Below are 19,627 nucleotides of genomic sequence, written 5' to 3' on the forward strand. Positions count from 1 at the left end.
GCCGCTCATCCAGTAGGGACGACGTCAGGCGCATCGGCGATGTCACCGGTTTCGCCCGCGCGCACTGCGCGCCTGCCGAAAAAGATTACATAGGTCAGGAAAGCGGCCTCGGCCAGGATCCCGATGCCGATCCGGACGAATGTCGGTAACGGAGAAGGCGTTACGAACGCCTCGATGATGCCCGAAATCAACAGCACCACAACCAGTCCTACCGCCGCCGAGACCACCGCGCGGCCCTGCTCGGCGAGCACCTGTGCGCGGGGACGATCACCCGGTGCGATCACCGACCAGCCCAGCCGCATCCCGACCGCGCCCGCGAGGAACACCGCCGTCAGCTCGAGCAGACTATGCGGCAGCAGCAGTCCGAACAACACGTCCGCCTTGCCGGCTTGCAGCATCAGCTCGGCGACCAAACCGAGATTCGCGGCATTGCTCAACAATACGAATGGAATCGGCACGCCGAGGACTACCGAGAACGCAATGCATTTGGCGGCCACCCACGAATTGTTCACCCAAACGTGCAGGCCGAACGCCGCAGCGGCATGCTCGCTGTAGTACGAGGCGAAGTCGTGGTTGACCAATTCGTCGATCTCGCTTGGTGTTCCGATGGTCGACTGCACGTCCGGGCTGCCCATCACCCACGACGCGATCACCCCCGTGACGAGGAAGAACACTACTGCCGAAGCCAACCACCATCGCCAGGCGCGGTATGCCACCACCGGGAACGACACCGTCCAAAACCGGGTGAACTCACTCGACAGCGGGGCATGCGCACCCGTCACCGCGGCACGAGCGCGAGCCACCAGACTCGAAAGCCTGCCGACCAGGGCGGAGTCGGACGAGCCGGATCGCAGCATCGACAGGTGCGTCGACGTCCGCTGATAGAGCTCGACCAGTTCGTCGATCTCTGCGCCACCGAGCCGGTTGCGGTTGCGCACCAGTCGCTCGAGGCGATCCCAACTATCGCGGTGCGCGAGCACAAACGCGTCGACGTCCACCGGATCGAGGGTAATGGCTCGCGGGGGCCAGGTAGCGTGCGAACCATGTCTGAGGTGGTGACCGGGGATGCCGTCGTGCTGGACGTGCGGGTCGCTCAGCTGCCGGTGCGGGCGCTCAGCGCGCTGATCGACATCACGGTCATCGTGATCGGCTACCTGGTGTCGCTGATGCTCTGGGCAGGCGCGCTCGGCCATTTCGACGACGCGGCGAGCGCCGCGATCATGATCATCTTCACCGTACTGGTGTTCGTGGGCTACCCGTTGGTTCTCGAGACCGCAACGCGAGGCCGGACGGTCGGAAAGATGGTGATGGGTCTGCGCGTGGTCTCTGACGACGGTGGCCCAGAGCGCTTCCGGCAGGCTCTGTTTCGCGCGCTGGCGTCTGTCGTCGAGATCTGGATGCTACTGGGCAGTCCCGCGGTGATTGCCAGCATGCTGTCCCCGCGGGCCAAACGGATCGGCGACATCTTCGCGGGCACCATGGTGATCAGCGAACGCGGCCCGACGCTGGGGCCGCCACCGATGATGCCGCCACAACTGGCCTGGTGGGCCGCGTCGCTGCAGCTGACCGGACTCACCTCGCAACAGGCCGACGTTGCGCGCCAATTCCTCTGGCGGGCAAAGCAACTCGATTCCGAGGTACGTGACCACATGGCGCACCGGATTGCCGCCGATGTACTTGCGCGAGTGGCCCCGCCACCCCCGCCCGGCACCCCGCCGCAACTGGTCCTGGCCGCAGTGCTCGCCGAACGCCACCGCCGCGAGGTCGCCCGGTTACGGCCGTTCCCGCACCGCTAGAGCGTGCTTTTACTGCGCAACCGTGATCGCGAGAATCGCCACATCGGCGACTAACAGCGCCAGCGCGACGACCGGGATCCAGAAGCCCCACCGGTGTCGAGCGGTGAAAAACGAGAGGACGACCGTCACGATCGCCACCGCGGGTGCGCCGTAATAAAGCACGTCGAAGCTGATCCCGCGCGGGCCGAGGTTCGGGCAGGCCTTGTCGCTGCACGCCGCCGTGCTCATCACCGCACCCAGGGCAACCGCCATCGCGACTCCCGCCCCGATCACCGTCAGGATGGCAAGCGCCCAGTTCAGCCACAGCCGGGCACGGTCGCTGCGGGGCGGACGGGCCGACTCGGCAGCCGGTTCGATGTCGGGGTGATTTCCCACGTGAACGTCCTTGCTCATCCGTGGGTCCTACCCCGCCAATCCTGACCGCAAACCGCCCCCGAGACCGGCCAAACAAAATCCGCCGTTGCGTACCGATAGATTCCGATATATCGTCGTCGTATCGGTAGCGCATCCGGCGTTGCCTTTCCAGAAACGAGATCAATCTATGAACAACCCTTACTTCGACGCAGGCGGCCCACGCGTAGGCGGCCCATTCGCCGGCGGACCAGGCTTCGGTTTTGCGCCGCAGGATCGCCGCGCCTTTCACGAACAGCGCAAGCAGGCCCGCAGAGAGTTTCGCGACTACATCCGCGGTCATGACGCAGGCCACGACGGCCCGTTCGGACGCGGCTTCGGCCGAGGCGGCTTCGGCCCCGGCGGCTTCGGCCCCGGCTTCGGCTTCGGTCCCGGATTCGGGCCCGGCGGCCGCGGGGGACGTCGCGGCGGTCACAGCCGGCGCGGCCGGCGTGGTGATGTCCGCGCCGCTATTCTCGTGCTGCTCGCCGAGCGGCCGATGCACGGCTACGAGATCATCCAAGAGGTTGCCGAGCGCAGCCAGGACCTGTGGAAGCCCAGCCCCGGCTCGGTCTACCCGACCCTGCAGTTGCTGGTCGACGAAGGCCTGATCGCCAGCACGGAATCGGAGGGCAGCAAGAAGCTGTTCGCGCTGACCGACGCGGGCACCGAAGCTGCCGGAAACGTCGCCACCCCGCCATGGGAGGAGATCGCCGACGGCGTAGACCCCGCCCACCTCAACCTGCGAGCTGCTGTCGGCCAATTATTCGGCGCTGTAGCGCAATCCGCGCACGCCGCCAGTGACGAGCAGCAGCAACGCATTCTCGACATCGTCAACAACGCTCGCCGCGAGATCTACACAATCCTTGGCGAAGACGACTGATCGTCGCCGACATCGGTGGGGGCCGGCGCACGCCGGTCCCCACCTTGGCCGTCTCAGTCGACCTCGACCCAGTCGAAGGTGCGCTGCACGGCTTTTCGCCACCCGGCATACCCCGCCGATCGCTCCCGCTCGCCCCAGGCGGGCGTCCACCGTTTACCCTCGCGCCAGTTGGCCCGCAAATCGTCCGGGCCTGACCAGAAACCGACGGCCAACCCCGCGGCATACGCCGCGCCCAGCGCCGTCGTCTCGGCAACCACCGGACGCACCACCTCGACGCCCAGCACGTCCGCCTGAATTTGCATACACAGGTCGTTCGCGGTGATTCCGCCGTCGACTTTCAAAACCTCAAGTCGCACACCAGAATCGGCTTGCATGGCGTCGACGACGTCACGGCTCTGATAGCAGATGGATTCCAGCGTGGCGCGCGCCAGGTGAGCGTTGGTGTTGAACCGCGACAGCCCGACGATCGCGCCGCGCGCATCCGAGCGCCAGTAGGGGGCGAAGAGACCCGAAAACGCAGGCACGAAATACACCCCGCCATTGTCGTCGACCTGCCGGGCCAGCGACTCGCTCTGCGCCGCGCCGCTGATGATGCCCAACTGATCCCTCAGCCACTGAACGGCCGAGCCGGTGACGGCAATCGAACCTTCAAGGGCGTAAACGGGTTTGGCGTCGCCGAACTGATAGCACACGGTGGTCAGCAAGCCATTCTGCGACCGGACGATGCTCTCTCCAGTGTTCAACAGCAGGAAATTACCTGTGCCATAGGTATTTTTGGCTTCTCCGGGCTCTAGGCAGACCTGCCCCACCATTGCCGCGTGCTGATCCCCGAGGATGCCGGTGATCGGGACTTCGCCGCCGAGCGGACCGTCCGCGGAGGTGACACCGTACGGTTCGACCGGCGATGACGCCGCAATCGACGGGAGCATGCTCCGGGGGACGTCGAACAACGAGAGCAGTTCGTCGTCCCAGTCCAACGTTTCGAGATTCATCAACATGGTGCGGCTGGCATTGGTGACGTCGGTGACGTGCACCCCACCACGCGGACCGCCGGTCAGATTCCACAACAGCCAGCTGTCGGTGGTACCGAATATCGCGTCACCGTTCTCGGCTGCCGCGCGCACGCCGTCGACGTTCTCCAAGATCCATTGCAGCTTGCCGCCGGAAAAGTACGTCGCCGGCGGCAGGCCGGCTTTGTGCCGGATGGTGTCGCCGTGGCCGTCGCGGTCCAGTGCCGACGCGATGCGATCGGTGCGGGTGTCCTGCCAAACGATCGCGTTGTGATAGGGCCGGCCGGTGTGCCGGTTCCACACCAGGGTCGTCTCCCGCTGATTTGTGATGCCCAGCGCGGCAAGGTCACTCGATGACAAGTTGGTCGAATTGAGCACCGACATGAGCACCGATGTGGTGCGCTCCCAAATCTCGACGGGGTTGTGCTCGACCCACCCCGCCCGCGGCAGGATCTGTTCATGTTCGAGCTGGTGGCGGCCCACCTCGCCGCCGTCGCGCCCGAAGATGATGCACCGGGTGCTGGTGGTGCCCTGGTCGATCGAAGCGACGAACTCCGCCAACTGCTTTCCTCCCGTGCTTACCGTCCATCATGGACTACACGGCAAGCGGTTGGTCTACAGACCGGCGATGGCTGACAAGCCCAAGTCGGGGTCCAGTACGCTACCGAATTCAAAAATCGGCGTGATCGCGCCGTTGAGATCTTCCAGTCCGACCTGGAACAGCAGCGGCACCGTCAGCAGGAATTCAGAGGTGTTCGATCCGGGCGCACCGGTGAAGAAGTCGAGGTCGAATGGCAGCGAGTTCGATACCCCGGTCACATAGTTGTCGATCGCGAACGAGGTGGAGTTGATGCTGAACGTGTCTTCGTACCCGCCCAAAAGGAACGGGCCGAACGACACCACACCCAGAGCCGGGTCGGGCGTGCCCCCGAGATTGATCAGGCCGATATCTGGGTTGACGAAGTCGGCCGGGTTGACCGACGAAAACGGCGTGATCGTGCCGTCGACATCCTCGAAGCCGCCTTGGAAAAGGAACGGAATCGTCAGCAGCACTTCGCCGTTACCTGAGCCCGCGGGGTCGTAGTAGAGGTCGAGGTCGGCGGGGTAGCCGCCGACGGGCGCGGCGAGGTAGTCGTCGAAAGCGCCGGACGCGGTGTCGTAGGTGATCGATGCGGTGTAGCCATCGATCGTGATCGGTCCGATCGATGCCAAGTCGCCGTCGGCACTCGCGACGGACGCGGCGCACAGCGCGAGTGCCGGTGACGCGATCAGCGTCGCCACCGCGACGGCCGCGGTACGGCGAATTGTGCGATCCATCGTTCCCCCAGTGTTCCTGTGATTCGCGTGAGACTGAGCTGAGATCGTTTCAAGATCCTGCGCACGCGTCAATAGCGCGCGGACGATTTCACGCAGATGGCACACCGTGGCAATTCGGGGTCACATCAGTTCATTTGGCATGGTCTATTGCGCCGCCAGCAGGAAAGCGGTTGCATCGGCGTCGTGGGCGAAGACGTCAAGCGGACTACCTACGCGCGGGTCGACCGACAGGAGTACCGGCGCAAAGTACAAGTCTGCCTGGATGTTTTCGAGCGGATGCTTGCGCAGTCCAGCTTCGAGTTCGACCATCCGCTGACCGGCATGGAGATCGAGTGCAATCTAGTCGACGACGCCTATCAGCCGGCGATGAAGAATTCCGCCGTCCTGGACGCCATTGCTGACCCGGCCTACCAGACCGAATTGGGCAAATACAACATCGAATTCAACGTACCGCCGCGGCAGTTGGGTGGCGACGCCAATCGGCGGCTGGAAGACGAAGTTCGGGCAAGCTTGAACGCGGCCGAGACCAAGGCCAGCGCCGGCGGCGCCCATATCGTCATGGTCGGCATATTGCCGACATTGATGCCGGAGCATTTGACCAACGGGTGGATGAGCGATTCGACCCGCTACGTCGCGCTCAACGACTCGATCTTCGACGCCCGCGGCGAGGACATTCACATCGACATCGACGGACCCGAACCACTCGCGCTGGTGTCAGCCGATATCGCACCCGAATCCGCTTGCACCAGCATGCAATTGCATGTGCAGGTATCGCCGGATGAGTTCGCCGCGTACTGGAATGCCGCACAGGTGCTGGCCGGCCCGCAGTTGGTGCTGGGCGCCAACTCCCCGTTCTTCTTCGGCCACCAGCTCTGGTCGGAAACACGCATCGAGCTGTTCGCACAGTCCACCGACACCCGGCCCGACGAGCTGAAAACCCAGGGGGTGCGGCCGCGAGTGTGGTTCGGCGAACGCTGGATCACCTCGATCTTCGACCTGTTCGAGGAGAACGTTCGCTACTTCCCGTCGCTGTTGCCGGAGGTGTCTGCGGAAGATCCGGTCGCCGAACTTGAAGCCGGACGAACCCCGCACCTCGCGGAGTTGCGACTGCACAACGGGACGGTCTATCGCTGGAATCGGCCGGTCTACGACGTGGTGGACGGCCGTCCTCATTTGCGGGTGGAGAACCGGGTACTGCCGGCCGGTCCGACGGTCGTCGACATGCTTGCCAACGCGGCCTTCTACTACGGCATGCTGCGAGCGCTCGCCGACGAAGACCGCCAAATTTGGACGCGAATGGATTTCGCCGCGGCACAACGCAACTTCGTCGAGGCGGCGCGCCATGGCATGCGGGCGCGACTGTATTGGCCGGGACTGGACACGGTCAGCACCGAGCAATTGGTGCTCGGTGAGCTGCTGCCCATGGCCTACGGCGGGCTGGACCGCTGGGGCGTTGCCCCTGACATCCGCGACCGGCTGCTCGGTGTCATCGAAGGCCGTGTCCGTGCCGGGCAGAACGGGGCGGCCTGGCAGGTGTCGACCACACGTGCGTTGGAGCAACGCGGGCTGGACCGGCCAGCGGCACTGGCCGAGATGTTGCGGCTGTATTGCGCGCACATGCACAGCAACGAGCCGGTCCATGGCTGGGCCGTCGGCTAGCGCCACGCGAGTCAGTAGGTTGGTGCACATGGCAAGTGAAGTAATGGACTGGGACAGCGCGTATCGCCAGGAGGCCGGCTTCGACGGCCCACCGCCTTGGAACATCGGCGAGCCGCAGCCGGAATTGGCCGCGTTGGCCGCTGCCGGGAAATTCCACAGCGACGTTCTCGACGCCGGCTGCGGATTCGCGGAGCTGTCACTGAGCCTGGCCGCCGACGGCTACACCGTGCACGGCGTCGACCTCACGCCCACGGCCGTCGCCGCCGCCACCAAGGCGGCCCGGGAGCGCGGCCTGACCAGTGTGACTTTCGAGCAGGCCGACATCACCACGTTCGGCGGGCACGACGGCCGGTTCAACACCGTCGTCGACAGCACGCTGTTCCACTCGCTGCCCGTCGAGGGTCGCGACGACTACCTGCGGGCCGTTCACCGCGCGGCCGCCGACGGCGCCGATTACTTCGTGCTGGTGTTCGCCAAAGGCGCCTTCCCCGCCGAGTGGGAGCAGAAGCCCAACGAAGTCGGCGAGAACGAGCTACGCGACGCGGTCAGCAAGCACTGGCACGTCGACGAAATCCGGCCGGCCTTCATTCACGCCAATATCCCACCTGCGCCTGCAGATTCGGACGTGCCGATGATCGAGCACGAACGCGACGAGAAAGGCCGGATGAAGCTACCGGCCTACTTGCTCACCGCGCACAAGGGCGGCTAAAAGCCGCCGGACAGGGCGGCGAATAGCGGACCGAACAGCGACACGTCCCCGAACGGCGTGATCAGCCAATCCGACGTTCCGGCATCGATTCCGGTGGGAATGCTCACCCATTCGTTTGCCCAGCCACCGCCGAAGTTTGCCAGGTCGAACTGCGTGTCGGTGGGAATGTCGAGCTTGGTAGCGCCCGAACTGTCGACGAACGTGACACCCAGACCGGTGTCGAGGAAGTCGTCGTTGGTGAAAGACCCCATGGTCGTCTCGGTATCGACTCCCTTGAAGAAATCTGTGGCTGTGTTGAGGCTGTTCGTCGTGTCGACCCAATTGAAATCTTCAGTGCCTGTCACGACATTGATCAGCGGCGGGTATCCCTCGAGCTGAGTTGGAACGAAGGTTGTTGTGTCGGGGGTGAACTCGTAGTCGTCCGCGGAGGCCGCTGTCATCGTCAAGTACGCCGCCGCCGGCAAGCTCACCGCCAAGACCGCGGTGGTCAACGCTCTACGGCGCCACTGATAAGCCGACATTGTTGCCCCCATCTGCGAAGGAATTGAGCCGTCGACCGGAAGCTACGCCTGCGGAGGCGCAGTTACATCGGGCGCGTGCCCTATTTTTGACCCGCCGTCAGATGGCTGCTGTCGCGTCGGCGAGCGCCGCCGCGAAGGTGCACAGGTCGTCGTCGCCAACGTCTACGTGCGGCGAAATTCGTAGCCGAGGACCGGTCAACTCCAGCGGCGCGCGGGCGACCACGACGGCCGTGGTGACGATTCGCCGTTGGGCGATCAGCCACTCGCGGATCCGCCACGGGTCGGCACCGCTCGTCGGAGCCAGGGTGGTGATGGCGCTGGGCTCGTCGTCCGCCTCGACCACCCGCCACCCAGGTACGTCGGCGAGCGCGGTCCTGCTCAGCCGGCCCAACTCGGCCAGTCGAGCGCGCACGACCGCCGGGCCGGCCGCTACGTAATCGCCGACGGCAATTGAAAACCCCACTCGCGCCGCCACATTGGCCTCGCCCAGTTCGAGGCGGTCGGCGACCGACAAAGGCCCCACCCACTCCTTCAGTGGCAGCCGCGGCTCTAGCCGCCGCATCAAGGCCGACCGCACCGCCAGCACGCCGACCCCGCGCGGGCCGGCCAGCCATTTGCGCGACGACGCGTACACCGCATCCGCGCCGACCGCACAGTCGATCTGCCCGAGCGCCTGCGCGGCGTCGACGATCAGCGGAACACCCAGTTCAGCGCAGACCGTGGCCATCTGCTGCAGCGGTTGCACCACGCCGCAATGGCTGCCGACCGCGGTCAGATGGACCAGATCCGGCGGATCGGCGGCCAAACTGGCCGACGCCTCCTGCAGCGCGACCCGGCCGTCGGCGTCGGTCGGCAGCGTCTGGCGCTCGAAACCGTGCACCGCCATCAACGCCAGGTTGGGCCCGTACTCACCGGGCAGACAGGCCAGTGTCCGCTCGGTCGACGGCCAACTCGACAACAACAGATCCAGCGCGTGCTGCGACCCGCTGGTGAAGACGACCTGCGCGTCAGCCATTCCGACCAGTGCCGCAACCGCGGAGCGGCCCGCGTCGAGCACGGGGCGGGCCGCCTCGGCCGCGACGTACCCCCCGACCTCGGCCTCATGTCGTGCGTGACGTGCGGCCGCATCGAGCGCGGCCAAGCTCTGCCGCGAACACGCAGCGCTGTCCAGGTGTAGCCCGGCCACCGGCGGCCGGGCGGCTCGCCACGCGTCGGCCAGGCTCGCGCTCACTTGGTCGACAGCGACAACCCGAAATCACCGGCCGCGTCGGTCCACCACCGGCTCAGACGCAGTCCCGCCCGAGCCAGTTCGTCGGCCACCGCGTCGGGCCGGAACTTGCACGACACTTCGGTGAGGACCTGTTCGCCGGCCTCGAAGTCGACGATGAGGTTCAGCGCAGCGATGCGCACCCGCTGCGCCCGCTCGGACCGCAGCCACATCTCCATGCGCTCTTCGGCGGGATTCCAGGTGGCGACGTGACGGAACGCGTCGACGTCGAAGTCCGCGTCGAGCTCTCGGTTGATCACCGTCAGTACGTTGCGGTTGAACTGGGCGGTCACACCGGCGGCATCGTCGTAGGCTGCGACGAGGCGGCGGGCGTCCTTGACCAGGTCGGTGCCCAGCAGCAGGCTGTCACCCGGCTGTAAGGCGTCGGCCAGCCCGGCCAGGAAACCCTCGCGCTCAACGGGTTTCAGATTGCCGATCGTCGAGCCGAGGAATACGAACAACCGCCGGCCGCCCTTGGGAATCTTGGCCAGGTGCTCCTCGAAATCACCGCAGACGGCGGCGATCTCGATCCCCGGATATTCCTCCTGGATTGCCTTGGAGGCCAGCGAGAGCATGCTGGCGTCGACGTCGAACGGGACGAATCTGCGCAGCGCGCCGCCACGACGGAGCGCGTCCAGCAGAACCCGGGTCTTCTCCGATGTCCCACTGCCCAATTCGACCAGCGTGTCCGCACCTGTCACGGAGGCGATCTCGGTGGCGTGGGTGCGCAAGATCTCGGCCTCGGCGCGGGTGGGGTAATACTCCGGCAGGCGGGTTATCTGGTCGAACAGGTCGCTGCCCACCGAGTCGTAGAACCACTTGGGCGGCAGAGATTTCGGGGTGCTTTGCAGTCCGTCGCGCACATCACGGCACAGCGCCTCGAAAGCCGAGTCCGCGGCCAGATGGTTCGACAACGTCAGCGTCATCACTATCCCTTCGTTGGATTCAGCGCGGTCATGGTCACCCGTTCGGCGGTGACCTCGATGAGGTGGCGATCGGGCAGATCTTCCCAGCCGGGCTGGTCGTCGTACGGTTCGCTGGCCAGCACCACGCCGTCGTCTCGACGCAGAATCGACAAGGTATCGCCCCACGTGGTGGCCAACAGACGAGAACCGTTGGCCGCCAAAATGTTCAGTCGCGCGTTCGGATCCGCGGCACCCACCTCGACGATCGTATGCCCCAGCGCGTCGAGGCCGTGAGCGAAGATTAATGCAGCGAGAACCGCGCTGTCGCAAGTGGATTCGGCCGCTGCACTGAGCGGCAGCACATCGCGGTCGACAACGCCGTTGTGCGACAGCAGCCACCGCCCGTCGGTGAACGGCGCGGTCGCGCTGGCTTCGATCGGCATCCCGACGGTAGCCGAACGCACCGCGGCGACAACGCAGTGACTGCGCAGCGCCGGTGCGATCGAATCGAAGGACACATCTCCCCAGAGCGGGGCGGCGCTGCGCCAGCGCCGCGGCGTCGTGTCGTCGAAAAAGCCGACGCCCCAACCGTCGGCGTTCATCAGCCCGTGTTTTTGCCGGCGCGGCGCGTAGGACTGCACCCGAAGGCCCTGGGGTGGGTCGAGTACCAACGAGGAGACCGATGCTTCGCGGCCCAGCCAGCCGAGGTGACGGCACATCAGCGGCCATCCTCTGGATCGGCGTCGTCCGACCACGCAAGGCGGACGCCGGAGAAGATCTGCCGCCGGTAGGGGTGGTCCCAGTTGCGGAAGCTGGGCCGCACGATGCCCGACTCCACGGCCCACGCGCCCCCTCGCAGTACCCGGTAATCCTCACCGAAGAACGGCTCCGAATAGCGTCGGTAGATCATCGGGGTGAACCCCGGCCATGGCTCCAGCTGAGAGCTGGTCCACTCCCAGACGTCGCCGAGCATCTGCTCGACGCCGTAGGCCGATGCGCCGGCCGGATACGCGCCGACCGGCGCCGGGCGCAATGCGCCGCCGCCGAGGTTGGCTCGCGCCGGTGACGGCTCGTCGGCCCCCCATGGATAGCGCCGCCGCGCACCCGCCTGCGGATCCCAGGCGCACGCCTTCTCCCATTCGCGTTCGGTGGGCAGCCGCGCCCCGGCCCACGACGCGTACGCCTCAGCCTCGAAGTAGCTGACGTGTTGGACCGGCTCGTCGGCCGGGATGTCCTCGACGACGCCGAACCGGGTGCGGGTCTGCCCGTCGCGGCTCCAGAACTGCGGCGCGGTCAGTTCCGCTGCGATGCGGTGCTCCCAACCGCGCGCCGACCACCACCGAGGCTGTGCGTAGCCGCCGTCGTCGATGAACTGCCGCCACTCACCGTTGGTGACCGGTACCCGCCCGATCCGAAACGTCGGCACGTCGACCACATGGGCCGGTCGTTCGTTGTCGAGCGAAAACGGCTCGTCGACCGCGTCGACGCCGAGAACGAAAGGGCCACCGGGTATTTCGACCGACGTTCCGGCCAGCTCCGGCCGCCCGGCCGGCAGGGTGCCCGCTTCGGACAGCAACGCCGGTCCGACGCGCAGGTTCAGCGCCTGGAGCATGGTCTCGTCGTGTTGGTTCTCGTGGCTGACCACCAAGCCGTACACGAAGTTGTGGTCGGGCTCGTCAGGCAGCCGGTCGAGCGCATCCAGCGACGCCGCCCGCACGGTCCGGCAGTAGCTGCGCGCCTGCTCGGGGGACAACAGCGGCAGATCGACCCGGCTGGCGCGGGAGTGCACGAACGCGTCGTAAAGGCTCTCCACGGCGCTGGACAGGATTCCCGGCCGATCCGGATTGCCACCGCGCAGCAGCCAGAGCTCTTCTTGCTGCCCGATGTGCGCCAAGTCCCAGACCAGCGGACTCATCAACGGGTCGTACTGACGACGCAGTTCGGCGTCGTCGAAATCCACCAGCCGCAGGGTCCTTTCGCGTGCCCGCTGCATATCGCGGACCAGCGTTTCGCGTGACGTCACTGCTCCCCTAGCGCCAGGGCGGTCACCGTCGCCGGAATGCCGCTCTTGATCACCCGGTCGGAGAAGTCGTCGGCCGGGCAGCGGCCTTGCGCCACCGCCTCGGCCAGGCGTTGCACACCCTCGCCGAGCGCCGCGGGCGCACGTTCGGCGGCGATAGCCACACACCGATTGGCGGCGACGAAGATCCGCTGGTCGGCCAAACCGACGCGGGCGGCCATATCCCAGGCGGTGGCAACGGGTTCGACCGCTTCCGCGGCCAGGTCGGCTGCCACCGGGTCGTCGAGCAGGGTGACCAACGTGAACACCACGGCCGGCCAAATGTCGGCCGGGAGGCTGTCGAGGTAGCGAATCTCCAGCCACTGCCGTGGCCGCACCGGGGGAAACAGCGTGGTCAGGTGATACTCCAGGTCGTAGCGGGTGGGTCGACGTCCGCCGAGGAGCTCGCGGCCATCGGCCCAGTCCGCGAACGGCAAGTAGTGCGTGACGGGCACGGGCTCGGGGCTGTGAACGAGCATCACCGGCGCCTTGAGCGCATAGCGCGCCCAATCGATGCCGGGCTCTTCACCGCTCGCGGTCAGAATCGGCCCGCAGCGGGCCGAGTCGAGCTGGCTCCACACCCGCTGGCGCGTCGACCGCCAGCCGGAGAACTCCCCGCTGAGCAGCGGTGAATTGGCCGAAATCGCGACCATCACCGGGCCGAGCGCGTGCGCCAGCCGCACCCGATCGGCCCAACCGGCCTGCGGACCCGCGTCGAGGTTGACCTGCACGGAGGCGGTCGAGGTCATCATCGCCGCGCCCGCGACGCCGGTGTTGCTGGCCGTGAAGAACCGCTCCATGGCCCGGTAACGCGCGCCGGGGTTGACCCGCTTGGCCGGCCGCAGCGGGTCCGCCCCCAACGAAACGAGACCCAGGCCGGCGGCTTCGAACGATTTGCTCAGCACGGCCTGGTCTTTGGCGATGGCCCCGACAGCCGCCGTCACTCCCAGCTCGGGCGGGCCGGAGAGCTCGACCGCGCCGCCGGGCTCGACGGTGACCGCGCTTCGGCCAGGCATGGACGGCAGCGATTCCAGCACGCCGGTGATTTCGTCCCAGGTAGGTCGGCGATGCGGATCAGCCGGGTCGTAGCAATGCGCCTCGATCTCCAGGCCTATCCGGCCCAGCGGACCGTCGACCAGGCAGGTGTCCGCGATGAATTGGGCTGCGGCAGACGCGCTGGCAAATTCGCTGTCCGTCAGACGTGCGGAATCCGACTGCGACGCGACGGCGAACGCCATATCCTCGACCCCTCCGGGCCCCGACCGTCGGTCGCGAGCCATCTGTTGCGCGCGGCTATCTCACGATAGTCACAAGACTTCATCTACCAGTACGCACCGACATATTCCCGGGGGTAGTTCGGAGCAGGTGCGGTCAAGGTTTACTGCCCCAGCGCGTTCTGCATCGCACCGGCCAGCACGTTGACCGCCGGACCACCGTTGCCGGACTGACAGACCTTGGCTTGCAGCAGCACGTTTTCCCGCAGCCGGGTCTGCACGAAACATCGCCGGTCGGTGCCGGCTTCTTGTTTGCTCCACGCCGCGTCGGCGGCGCCCGCCGGACCGCCGTCGTACGACCAGACCTGGGTGGTGCCGTTGTCTAGATGCAGGGGCGTGGTCTGACCGGAGCAACCGACCGTGCGGTCGACCACGCGGTGGAACGCGGCCCCGGCAGCGGTACCGCTGGCGAACACCCCGACCGCCTGCTTGACGAAGTGCGTCTGGTCCGTCGGTGACGTCTGAGTGCTGGCTCCGTTGAACGACGCCAGGTCTGGATCGTTGTAGACCTCGGGCAGCCCGATATCGGCCCAGTTGTTGCACACCGGGTTGTCGACGAAGTAGCTCTGGAAGGGCTGGGTGAACAGCGACTCGTCCCGCATCGGTCCGCCGACGATGTTGCCCACCGAACCCTTGCCGAGGACCGCGTAGCTCACCACCCCGGGATCGGATGGCCGTGCCCCAGCCGAGGGGATGACCCAGGCTGCCGCAATGCCCCCGCATGCCATCGCGGCCACGGAGATCCGCGTGAACACCGTCGTTGCTACGGCGTGTACGTGGGCGGTGGCGACGGGGGCGTGTCCGGACCGGCGTGCCCGCCATGCCCACCATGACCGCCGGGGCCACCGGGTCCCATACCTGGCCCCCACGGACCCCAAGGGCCACCCGAGCCCGGCGGGAAGGGGCCGCCCGGGAAGACGACGTAGGGCGGCGGCGGGCCGTCAGGAACACCCGAGGAGTCCGGAGCGAACATGCCGTGATGGTGGCGGTACTGCGGGCCATGGCCGGTGACCTCCGCCCCGGCGAAAAAGACGACGGCCAACACGAACACGGTTCCCGCCACGATCACCACCCATGCGGCGGCTTGATAGAGCCTGGGTTGTTTAGTCGCAGGCGGAGGGGCAGCGGTGTACGCGACCGGGGGCGGACCCACCGGCGGCTCGATCGGGCGTTCGGGTGGTTGGGTCATCCGTCGATCATGCCGAGGCTGGGTCCCGCCATCAACTAGCAGCACTCGCGAGTCGGAAGCGCGCGCACATCTGTCGCAACGGCGGGCCCCCTAATAACCGAGCACCCACGCAAACTTGAGTAAGACCACGCCGATCAGCGTCACTCCGGCGACAATCGCCACCCACGCCGCGACTTGGTAGAGCCGCTCGGACTGCGGTGCGGGTGCCAGGATGGGCGCCGGCACGTCCGGCGGCGGACTGCTGGACGGCTCGGGAGTCTCGCTCATACCCGCATAATGCCTGAGGTCAGGGGCGACCGCGACCAGTCCGTTACCGGGGTGGGGTACCCAAAATAGCCAGCCCGGTGCCCCGCCAGGGGCGCCGGGCTGGCGGTAATCCGGACTACGAGTGCGCCGGAGCCAACGACGGAGCGACTGATCCCGGGAGGTGCGACGGCCCGGGCCCCCCGAAGCCGTGCTGGAATCCGACGCCCTGGCCGTGGTGCTGCGGGCCGTCCTGGTTCATCGAGTGGTGATGGCCCCATCCATGGTGGTGGCAGCGGTGATGGCCCAGGTGGGCGACCTTGAACCCGGCGAAGAAGATGGTCGTGACGGTGAAGACGATGCCCGCGACGATCACCACCCACGCCGCGAATCGGTAGAGCCAATAGGGTTTGACAACCGCGGTCGCCGGCTCTGTGGCCACCGTGGTCGGTGTTGTTGGGGTGTCAGGTGTTTCGCTCATACCTGGAATGATGCGCAGCCGCGAATAGGTGCCGCTAGGTGCGACTTATGAAACAGCTATGAGGCCCGGCCGTAGCGAGTTTTAGTCCGTTCCTGCGCGACGTCACGCGCAAATACCAGGGAAATCCCTGTATCGCGCTCCCATCAGCGGCCCTAGCGTTTGTGCACAACCAGAAGAACCGGTTAGGGCACCGAAAGGGTGTACAGATGACGAACCGCACACGAGTCGCTGCAGGCGTCAGGATCCCAGCAGTCCTCGCAGCCGCCGTTGGGCTAACGACGATGGGGCTGCTGACTACCCCGATCGCCGTTGGACAGGACCCTGCTCAATGCCCCGACGGTCAGTTTCAAAGGACCGACGGAGCGGGATGCATGGGCGTCCCGGACCCCACGAAGTACGGCTGTCCGCCACAGGATTTTGCGTGCATGTTCGATAAGGTGGGTCCGCCTACGAAGCAGCGTCCTCAGCCCTCCGGCTAGGGCTTGAGCGGGTTCACTGCGAACTGGATGACCCGGTACGGCGAGCGGGCTCGCGGGTCGGAGTTGTGCCATTGGCTGACGAAGACCCGCACCTCGTCGAGCGTCGAGCCGGGCGAAATATAGCCGCCATACGGCTGGGCCAGCCGGTTGTCCTGTGGAGGCGGAAGGCTTTCCGCCGGCTCTGGCCAGTCGTCGTGCCGGACGACGGTGGTGACCGGTGCGCTGTCGAGTGAAATCGGGTCGTCAGCTACCCGCAGCTCCATGTTGCCGGTCGTGGAATTGAAATACGACAGCACGGACTTTCCGTCGATCTGCGTCAGGCTGATCTCACCGATCTGCTCTTCCCACAACGGTATTGGCGGTTTTCCCCAACCCCCGTCCGGTCCAGGCGCCCAGCCCTGCCAGCGGGACCGGTCGCCGAAGTTCTCCGGCGCGACGCGGTAGAGCACCAGCGGCTGACTGCGGTCGAAGTTGTCGGCGACGATGTACACCCAGCCGCTCTGCGAGTCGGCCGTCGGAATCGGGTCGTAGTAGCCGCTGATCTGCGACTGTCCTCCGCCGGCATAGCCGGCGTCGCGGACCGATCCCGGCACGGTCGGCCAAAGTCCCTGTGCGGGTTGGGCTTCGACCAACCGTGAACTCTGCGGGACGAGGTCTCTGGTGGTGGCAACCAGCATGAAGTTCTTCCGATTGATCTGCACGACGCCAGCCGGCAGCTGCGAGGCGCCCGGCGGAGTCGGCTCGGCAAGCAGCGGCTCGTTGATGCCGACCACCCCGGTGTATGTCACGCCGTCCGGGTCGTCGACCGACGACGTGTCGACCCGCAGCGCGACCGGTGAGTAGTAGCCGCCGAAACCCACGCCCTGACCGGCGAAACTGTCGCCGCAGACCTGCAGGACATCGGTCGGGAATGCCATGAACACACACAGATCCGTGGCGCCGATGCCGTAGTCGCGGGTGGGCGTACCGGTGCCCGCGGCGGGGCCGATGCGAACCACCTCACCGGGTGCCAGCGACGGAAGTACCGGCTGCGGCACCGGAGCGGGTGGGTCGGCACGCGCGGGCCAAAAGCTTTGGCAGACAAGCAGAACGGCGGCGATCAGTGAGCGCCGGGTCAGGCTCACCCCAGAAGTCAGAGCTCGGCGGCGAGCAGCTCGGCGATCTGAATGGTGTTCAGCGCCGCACCTTTACGCAGGTTGTCACCCGAGACGAACAGGGCCAGTCCGCGACCGTCCGGCGCGCCGGGGTCTTGGCGAATCCGGCCGACCAGGGACTCGTCGACACCGGCGGCGGCCAGCGGTGTCGGCACGTCGACCAGCTTGACCCCGGGCGCGGTGCTCAGGATCTCACGGGCGCGCTGCGGCGAAAGCGGTTGCGCGAACTCGGCATTGATCGACAGCGAGTGACCGGTGAACACCGGCACCCGCACACAGGTCCCGCTGACCAGCAGATCCGGTATACCGAGAATTTTGCGGCTCTCGTTGCGCAGCTTCTGATCTTCGTCGGTTTCACCGGACTCGTCGTCGACCAGTTTGCCCGCCAACGGGACGACGTTGAAGGCGATCGGCGCGACGTAGGTCTTCGGCTCGGGGAACGACAGCGCCCCGCCGTCATGCACCAATTGCTCGGCGTCGTCGATGACGGCACGGGCCTGACCCGCGAGCTCGGAGACGCCGGCCAGCCCGCTGCCGGACACGGCCTGGTAGCTCGACACCACCAGGCGAACCAATTGCGCCTCGTCGTGCAGCACCTTGAGCACTGGCATCGCTGCCATCGTCGTGCAGTTGGGGTTGGCGATGATGCCTTTCGGCCGGTGTTGTGCGTCGGCGAAGTTGACTTCCGACACCACCAGCGGCACCTCGTCGTCCTTGCGGAACGCCGACGAGTTGTCGATCACGGTCACCCCGGCCGCTGCGAACCGCGGCGCCTGCACACGTGACATCGTCGCGCCCGCGGAGAATAACGCGATGTCGAGGCCCGTCGGGTCGGCCGTCGCGGCGTCCTCGACCTCGATCTCCTGGCCGCGGAAGGTCAGCTTGCGGCCCTGCGAACGCGACGACGCGAAAAACCGCACGTCGGCAGCCGGGAAGTCCCGCTCGTCGAGCAACCTGCGCATCACCTGGCCCACCTGACCGGTGGCACCCACTACGCCTATTGACACCCGATTGGCGCCCATATTCAACGTCCTGTCCCCGCATACACCGTGGCTTCCTCGGCGCCGCCGAGACCGAATGCTTCGTGTAACGCAACAACGGCCTTGTCTAGTTCGGTGTCGCGGCAGAGCACGGAGATCCGGATCTCGGAGGTGGAGATCAGGTCGATGTTCACACCGACCTGTGCCAGCGCCTCGCAGAAGGTGGCGGTGACGCCGGGGTGGCTGCGCATGCCGGCGCCGATCAACGACACCTTGCCGATGTGATCGTCGTAAAGCACTTGGCTGAAACCGATTTCGGTCTTCAGCGAATCCAGTTTCTCGACCGCGGCCGGCCCGGCGTCGCGGGGGCAGGTGAAGGTGATGTCGGTCTTGCCGTTCTCGATCTTGGAGACGTTCTGCAGCACCATGTCGATGTTGACGTCGGCGTCGGCGACGGCGCGGAAGATCTTCGCGGCATAGCCCGGGTAGTCGGGGATGCCGGTCACGGTGACCTTGGCCTCGCTGCGGTCGTGGGCGACGCCGGTCAGGATGGGTTCTTCCATGGGTATGTCCTCGATCGATCCGGTGACGATGGTGCCGGGCTTGTCCGAGTACGACGAGCGCACATGCACCGGGATGTTGTAGCGGCGGGCGTACTCCACGCAGCGGAGCATCAGCACCTTCGCCCCGCACGCGGCCATCTCGAGCATTTCCTCGAACGTGACGGTGTCCAACCTGCGGGCGTTCGAGACGATCCGCGGGTCGGCGCTGAAGATGCCGTCGACGTCGGTGTAGATCTCGCAGACGTCGGCGTGCAGCGCCGCGGCCAGCGCGACCGCGGTGGTGTCCGATCCGCCGCGGCCCAGGGTGGTGACGTCGCGGGTGTCCTGGCTGACCCCCTGGAACCCGGCGACGAGCACGATCCGTCCCTCGTCGAGGGCGGCCTGCAGCCGCGTCGGGGTGACGTCGATGATCTTGGCCTTACCGTGGGCGCCAGTGGTGATCACGCCGGCCTGCGATCCGGTGAACGACCGGGCCTGCGCGCCCAGTGACTCGATGGCCATCGCGACCAGGGCGTTGGAGATCCGCTCGCCGGCGGTCAGCAGCATGTCCAGCTCGCGGGCCGGCGGTGCCGGGCACACCTGTTGGGCCAGGTCGAGCAGGTTGTCGGTGGTGTCGCCCATCGCGGAAACCACCACGACGACGTCGTTGCCCTGCTTCTTGGTCTCGACGATGCGTTCCGCGACACGACGAATCCGGTCGGCGTCGGCCACCGACGATCCGCCGTATTTCTGCACGACGAGCGCCACT

20 protein-coding genes and 1 pseudogene are annotated in these 19,627 nt (G+C 66.5%); 4 read left to right on the forward strand and 17 right to left on the reverse strand.

All coding sequences use genetic code 11. The annotated features are described in order from the left end of the window. Window positions 1–5: 5 nt before the first annotated feature. Window positions 6–998, reverse strand: a complete 993-nt coding sequence (locus MKK62_RS07080) for a stage II sporulation protein M (RefSeq protein ID WP_240261734.1) — start codon at window positions 996–998, stop codon at window positions 6–8. A 45-nt stretch (window positions 999–1,043) separates the two neighbouring features. On the opposite strand from MKK62_RS07080, the pseudogene MKK62_RS07085 reads away from it, so the two are divergent. Then, window positions 1,044–1,781, forward strand: a pseudogene (locus tag MKK62_RS07085) (RDD family protein); the annotation flags it as partial. Window positions 1,782–1,805: 24 nt separating this feature from the next. On the opposite strand, the gene MKK62_RS07090 reads toward MKK62_RS07085, so the two are convergent. Further along, complete coding sequence (locus MKK62_RS07090; RefSeq protein ID WP_240261733.1) at window positions 1,806–2,189, reverse strand: hypothetical protein; 384 nt, start codon at window positions 2,187–2,189, stop codon at window positions 1,806–1,808. A gap of 148 nt (window positions 2,190–2,337) precedes the next feature. Between MKK62_RS07090 and MKK62_RS07095 the strand changes: the two genes are divergently transcribed. Then, window positions 2,338–3,069: a PadR family transcriptional regulator gene (locus MKK62_RS07095; RefSeq protein WP_240261732.1), complete on the forward strand. Its 732-nt coding sequence runs from the start codon at window positions 2,338–2,340 to the stop codon at window positions 3,067–3,069. A 53-nt stretch (window positions 3,070–3,122) separates the two neighbouring features. Here the strand turns inward: MKK62_RS07095 and glpK are convergent, their stop codons facing one another. Both glpK and MKK62_RS07105 read right to left on the reverse strand, forming a co-directional pair. Then, entirely contained in the window at window positions 3,123–4,640 is a 1,518-nt protein-coding gene (glpK, locus tag MKK62_RS07100) for a glycerol kinase GlpK (RefSeq protein ID WP_240261731.1), read from the reverse strand. A gap of 54 nt (window positions 4,641–4,694) precedes the next feature. After that, complete coding sequence (locus tag MKK62_RS07105; protein WP_240261730.1) at window positions 4,695–5,396, reverse strand: hypothetical protein; 702 nt, start codon at window positions 5,394–5,396, stop codon at window positions 4,695–4,697. Between the two features lie 183 nt (window positions 5,397–5,579). Between MKK62_RS07105 and MKK62_RS07110 the strand changes: the two genes are divergently transcribed. Beyond that, complete coding sequence (locus tag MKK62_RS07110; protein ID WP_240261729.1) at window positions 5,580–7,055, forward strand: glutamate-cysteine ligase family protein; 1,476 nt, start codon at window positions 5,580–5,582, stop codon at window positions 7,053–7,055. Window positions 7,056–7,083: 28 nt separating this feature from the next. After that, entirely contained in the window at window positions 7,084–7,764 is a 681-nt protein-coding gene (locus tag MKK62_RS07115; protein WP_240261728.1) for a class I SAM-dependent methyltransferase, read from the forward strand. Here the strand turns inward: MKK62_RS07115 and MKK62_RS07120 are convergent. The 13 genes from MKK62_RS07120 to MKK62_RS07180 form a co-directional block, all read right to left on the reverse strand. Next, a complete protein-coding gene (locus tag MKK62_RS07120; RefSeq protein WP_240261727.1) occupies window positions 7,761–8,285 on the reverse strand; it encodes a hypothetical protein in 525 nt (174 codons plus the stop codon). The two genes, MKK62_RS07115 and MKK62_RS07120, sit on opposite strands and share 4 nt — an antisense overlap. Window positions 8,286–8,382: 97 nt before the next feature. Then, window positions 8,383–9,516 carry an ergothioneine biosynthesis PLP-dependent enzyme EgtE gene (gene egtE, locus MKK62_RS07125; RefSeq protein ID WP_240261726.1) on the reverse strand — a complete coding sequence of 378 codons (1,134 nt, stop codon included), beginning with the start codon at window positions 9,514–9,516 and terminating at the stop codon, window positions 8,383–8,385. Beyond that, entirely contained in the window at window positions 9,513–10,478 is a 966-nt protein-coding gene (gene egtD, locus MKK62_RS07130) for an L-histidine N(alpha)-methyltransferase (RefSeq protein WP_240261725.1), read from the reverse strand. Before egtD ends, egtE begins: the two co-directional genes overlap by 4 nt. Before the next feature lie 2 nt (window positions 10,479–10,480). Beyond that, window positions 10,481–11,176 carry an ergothioneine biosynthesis protein EgtC gene (gene egtC / locus MKK62_RS07135; protein ID WP_240261724.1) on the reverse strand — a complete coding sequence of 232 codons (696 nt, stop codon included), beginning with the start codon at window positions 11,174–11,176 and terminating at the stop codon, window positions 10,481–10,483. Beyond that, window positions 11,176–12,480, reverse strand: coding sequence for an ergothioneine biosynthesis protein EgtB (egtB, locus tag MKK62_RS07140; RefSeq protein WP_240261723.1), 1,305 nt, complete (start codon window positions 12,478–12,480; stop codon window positions 11,176–11,178). The genes egtC and egtB overlap by 1 nt, the downstream gene beginning before the upstream one ends. After that, entirely contained in the window at window positions 12,477–13,754 is a 1,278-nt protein-coding gene (gene egtA, locus MKK62_RS07145) for an ergothioneine biosynthesis glutamate--cysteine ligase EgtA (RefSeq protein WP_240261722.1), read from the reverse strand. The genes egtB and egtA overlap by 4 nt, the downstream gene beginning before the upstream one ends. A 140-nt stretch (window positions 13,755–13,894) precedes the next feature. Next, entirely contained in the window at window positions 13,895–14,518 is a 624-nt protein-coding gene (locus tag MKK62_RS07150) for a sensor domain-containing protein (RefSeq protein WP_240263784.1), read from the reverse strand. 35 nt (window positions 14,519–14,553) lie between these two features. Continuing rightward, complete coding sequence (locus MKK62_RS07155; RefSeq protein ID WP_240261721.1) at window positions 14,554–14,979, reverse strand: hypothetical protein; 426 nt, start codon at window positions 14,977–14,979, stop codon at window positions 14,554–14,556. Between the two features lie 90 nt (window positions 14,980–15,069). After that, window positions 15,070–15,246, reverse strand: a complete 177-nt coding sequence (locus MKK62_RS07160) for a hypothetical protein (RefSeq protein ID WP_240261720.1) — start codon at window positions 15,244–15,246, stop codon at window positions 15,070–15,072. A 115-nt stretch (window positions 15,247–15,361) separates the two neighbouring features. Beyond that, window positions 15,362–15,703 (reverse strand): hypothetical protein, encoded by a 342-nt coding sequence (locus MKK62_RS07165; protein ID WP_240261719.1) that lies wholly within the window; start codon window positions 15,701–15,703, stop codon window positions 15,362–15,364. A 475-nt stretch (window positions 15,704–16,178) separates the two neighbouring features. Further along, entirely contained in the window at window positions 16,179–17,306 is a 1,128-nt protein-coding gene (locus MKK62_RS07170) for a DUF4185 domain-containing protein (RefSeq protein ID WP_434085034.1), read from the reverse strand. Window positions 17,307–17,314: 8 nt separating this feature from the next. Next, window positions 17,315–18,358 carry an aspartate-semialdehyde dehydrogenase gene (locus MKK62_RS07175; protein ID WP_240261718.1) on the reverse strand — a complete coding sequence of 348 codons (1,044 nt, stop codon included), beginning with the start codon at window positions 18,356–18,358 and terminating at the stop codon, window positions 17,315–17,317. Window positions 18,359–18,360: 2 nt separating this feature from the next. Continuing rightward, complete coding sequence (locus MKK62_RS07180; RefSeq protein ID WP_240261717.1) at window positions 18,361–19,626, reverse strand: aspartate kinase; 1,266 nt, start codon at window positions 19,624–19,626, stop codon at window positions 18,361–18,363. Window position 19,627 lies beyond the last annotated feature (1 nt).

It is taken from the genome of Mycobacterium paraterrae, from assembly GCF_022430545.2.
Taxonomy (GTDB): Bacteria; Actinomycetota; Actinomycetes; order Mycobacteriales; family Mycobacteriaceae; genus Mycobacterium; species Mycobacterium paraterrae.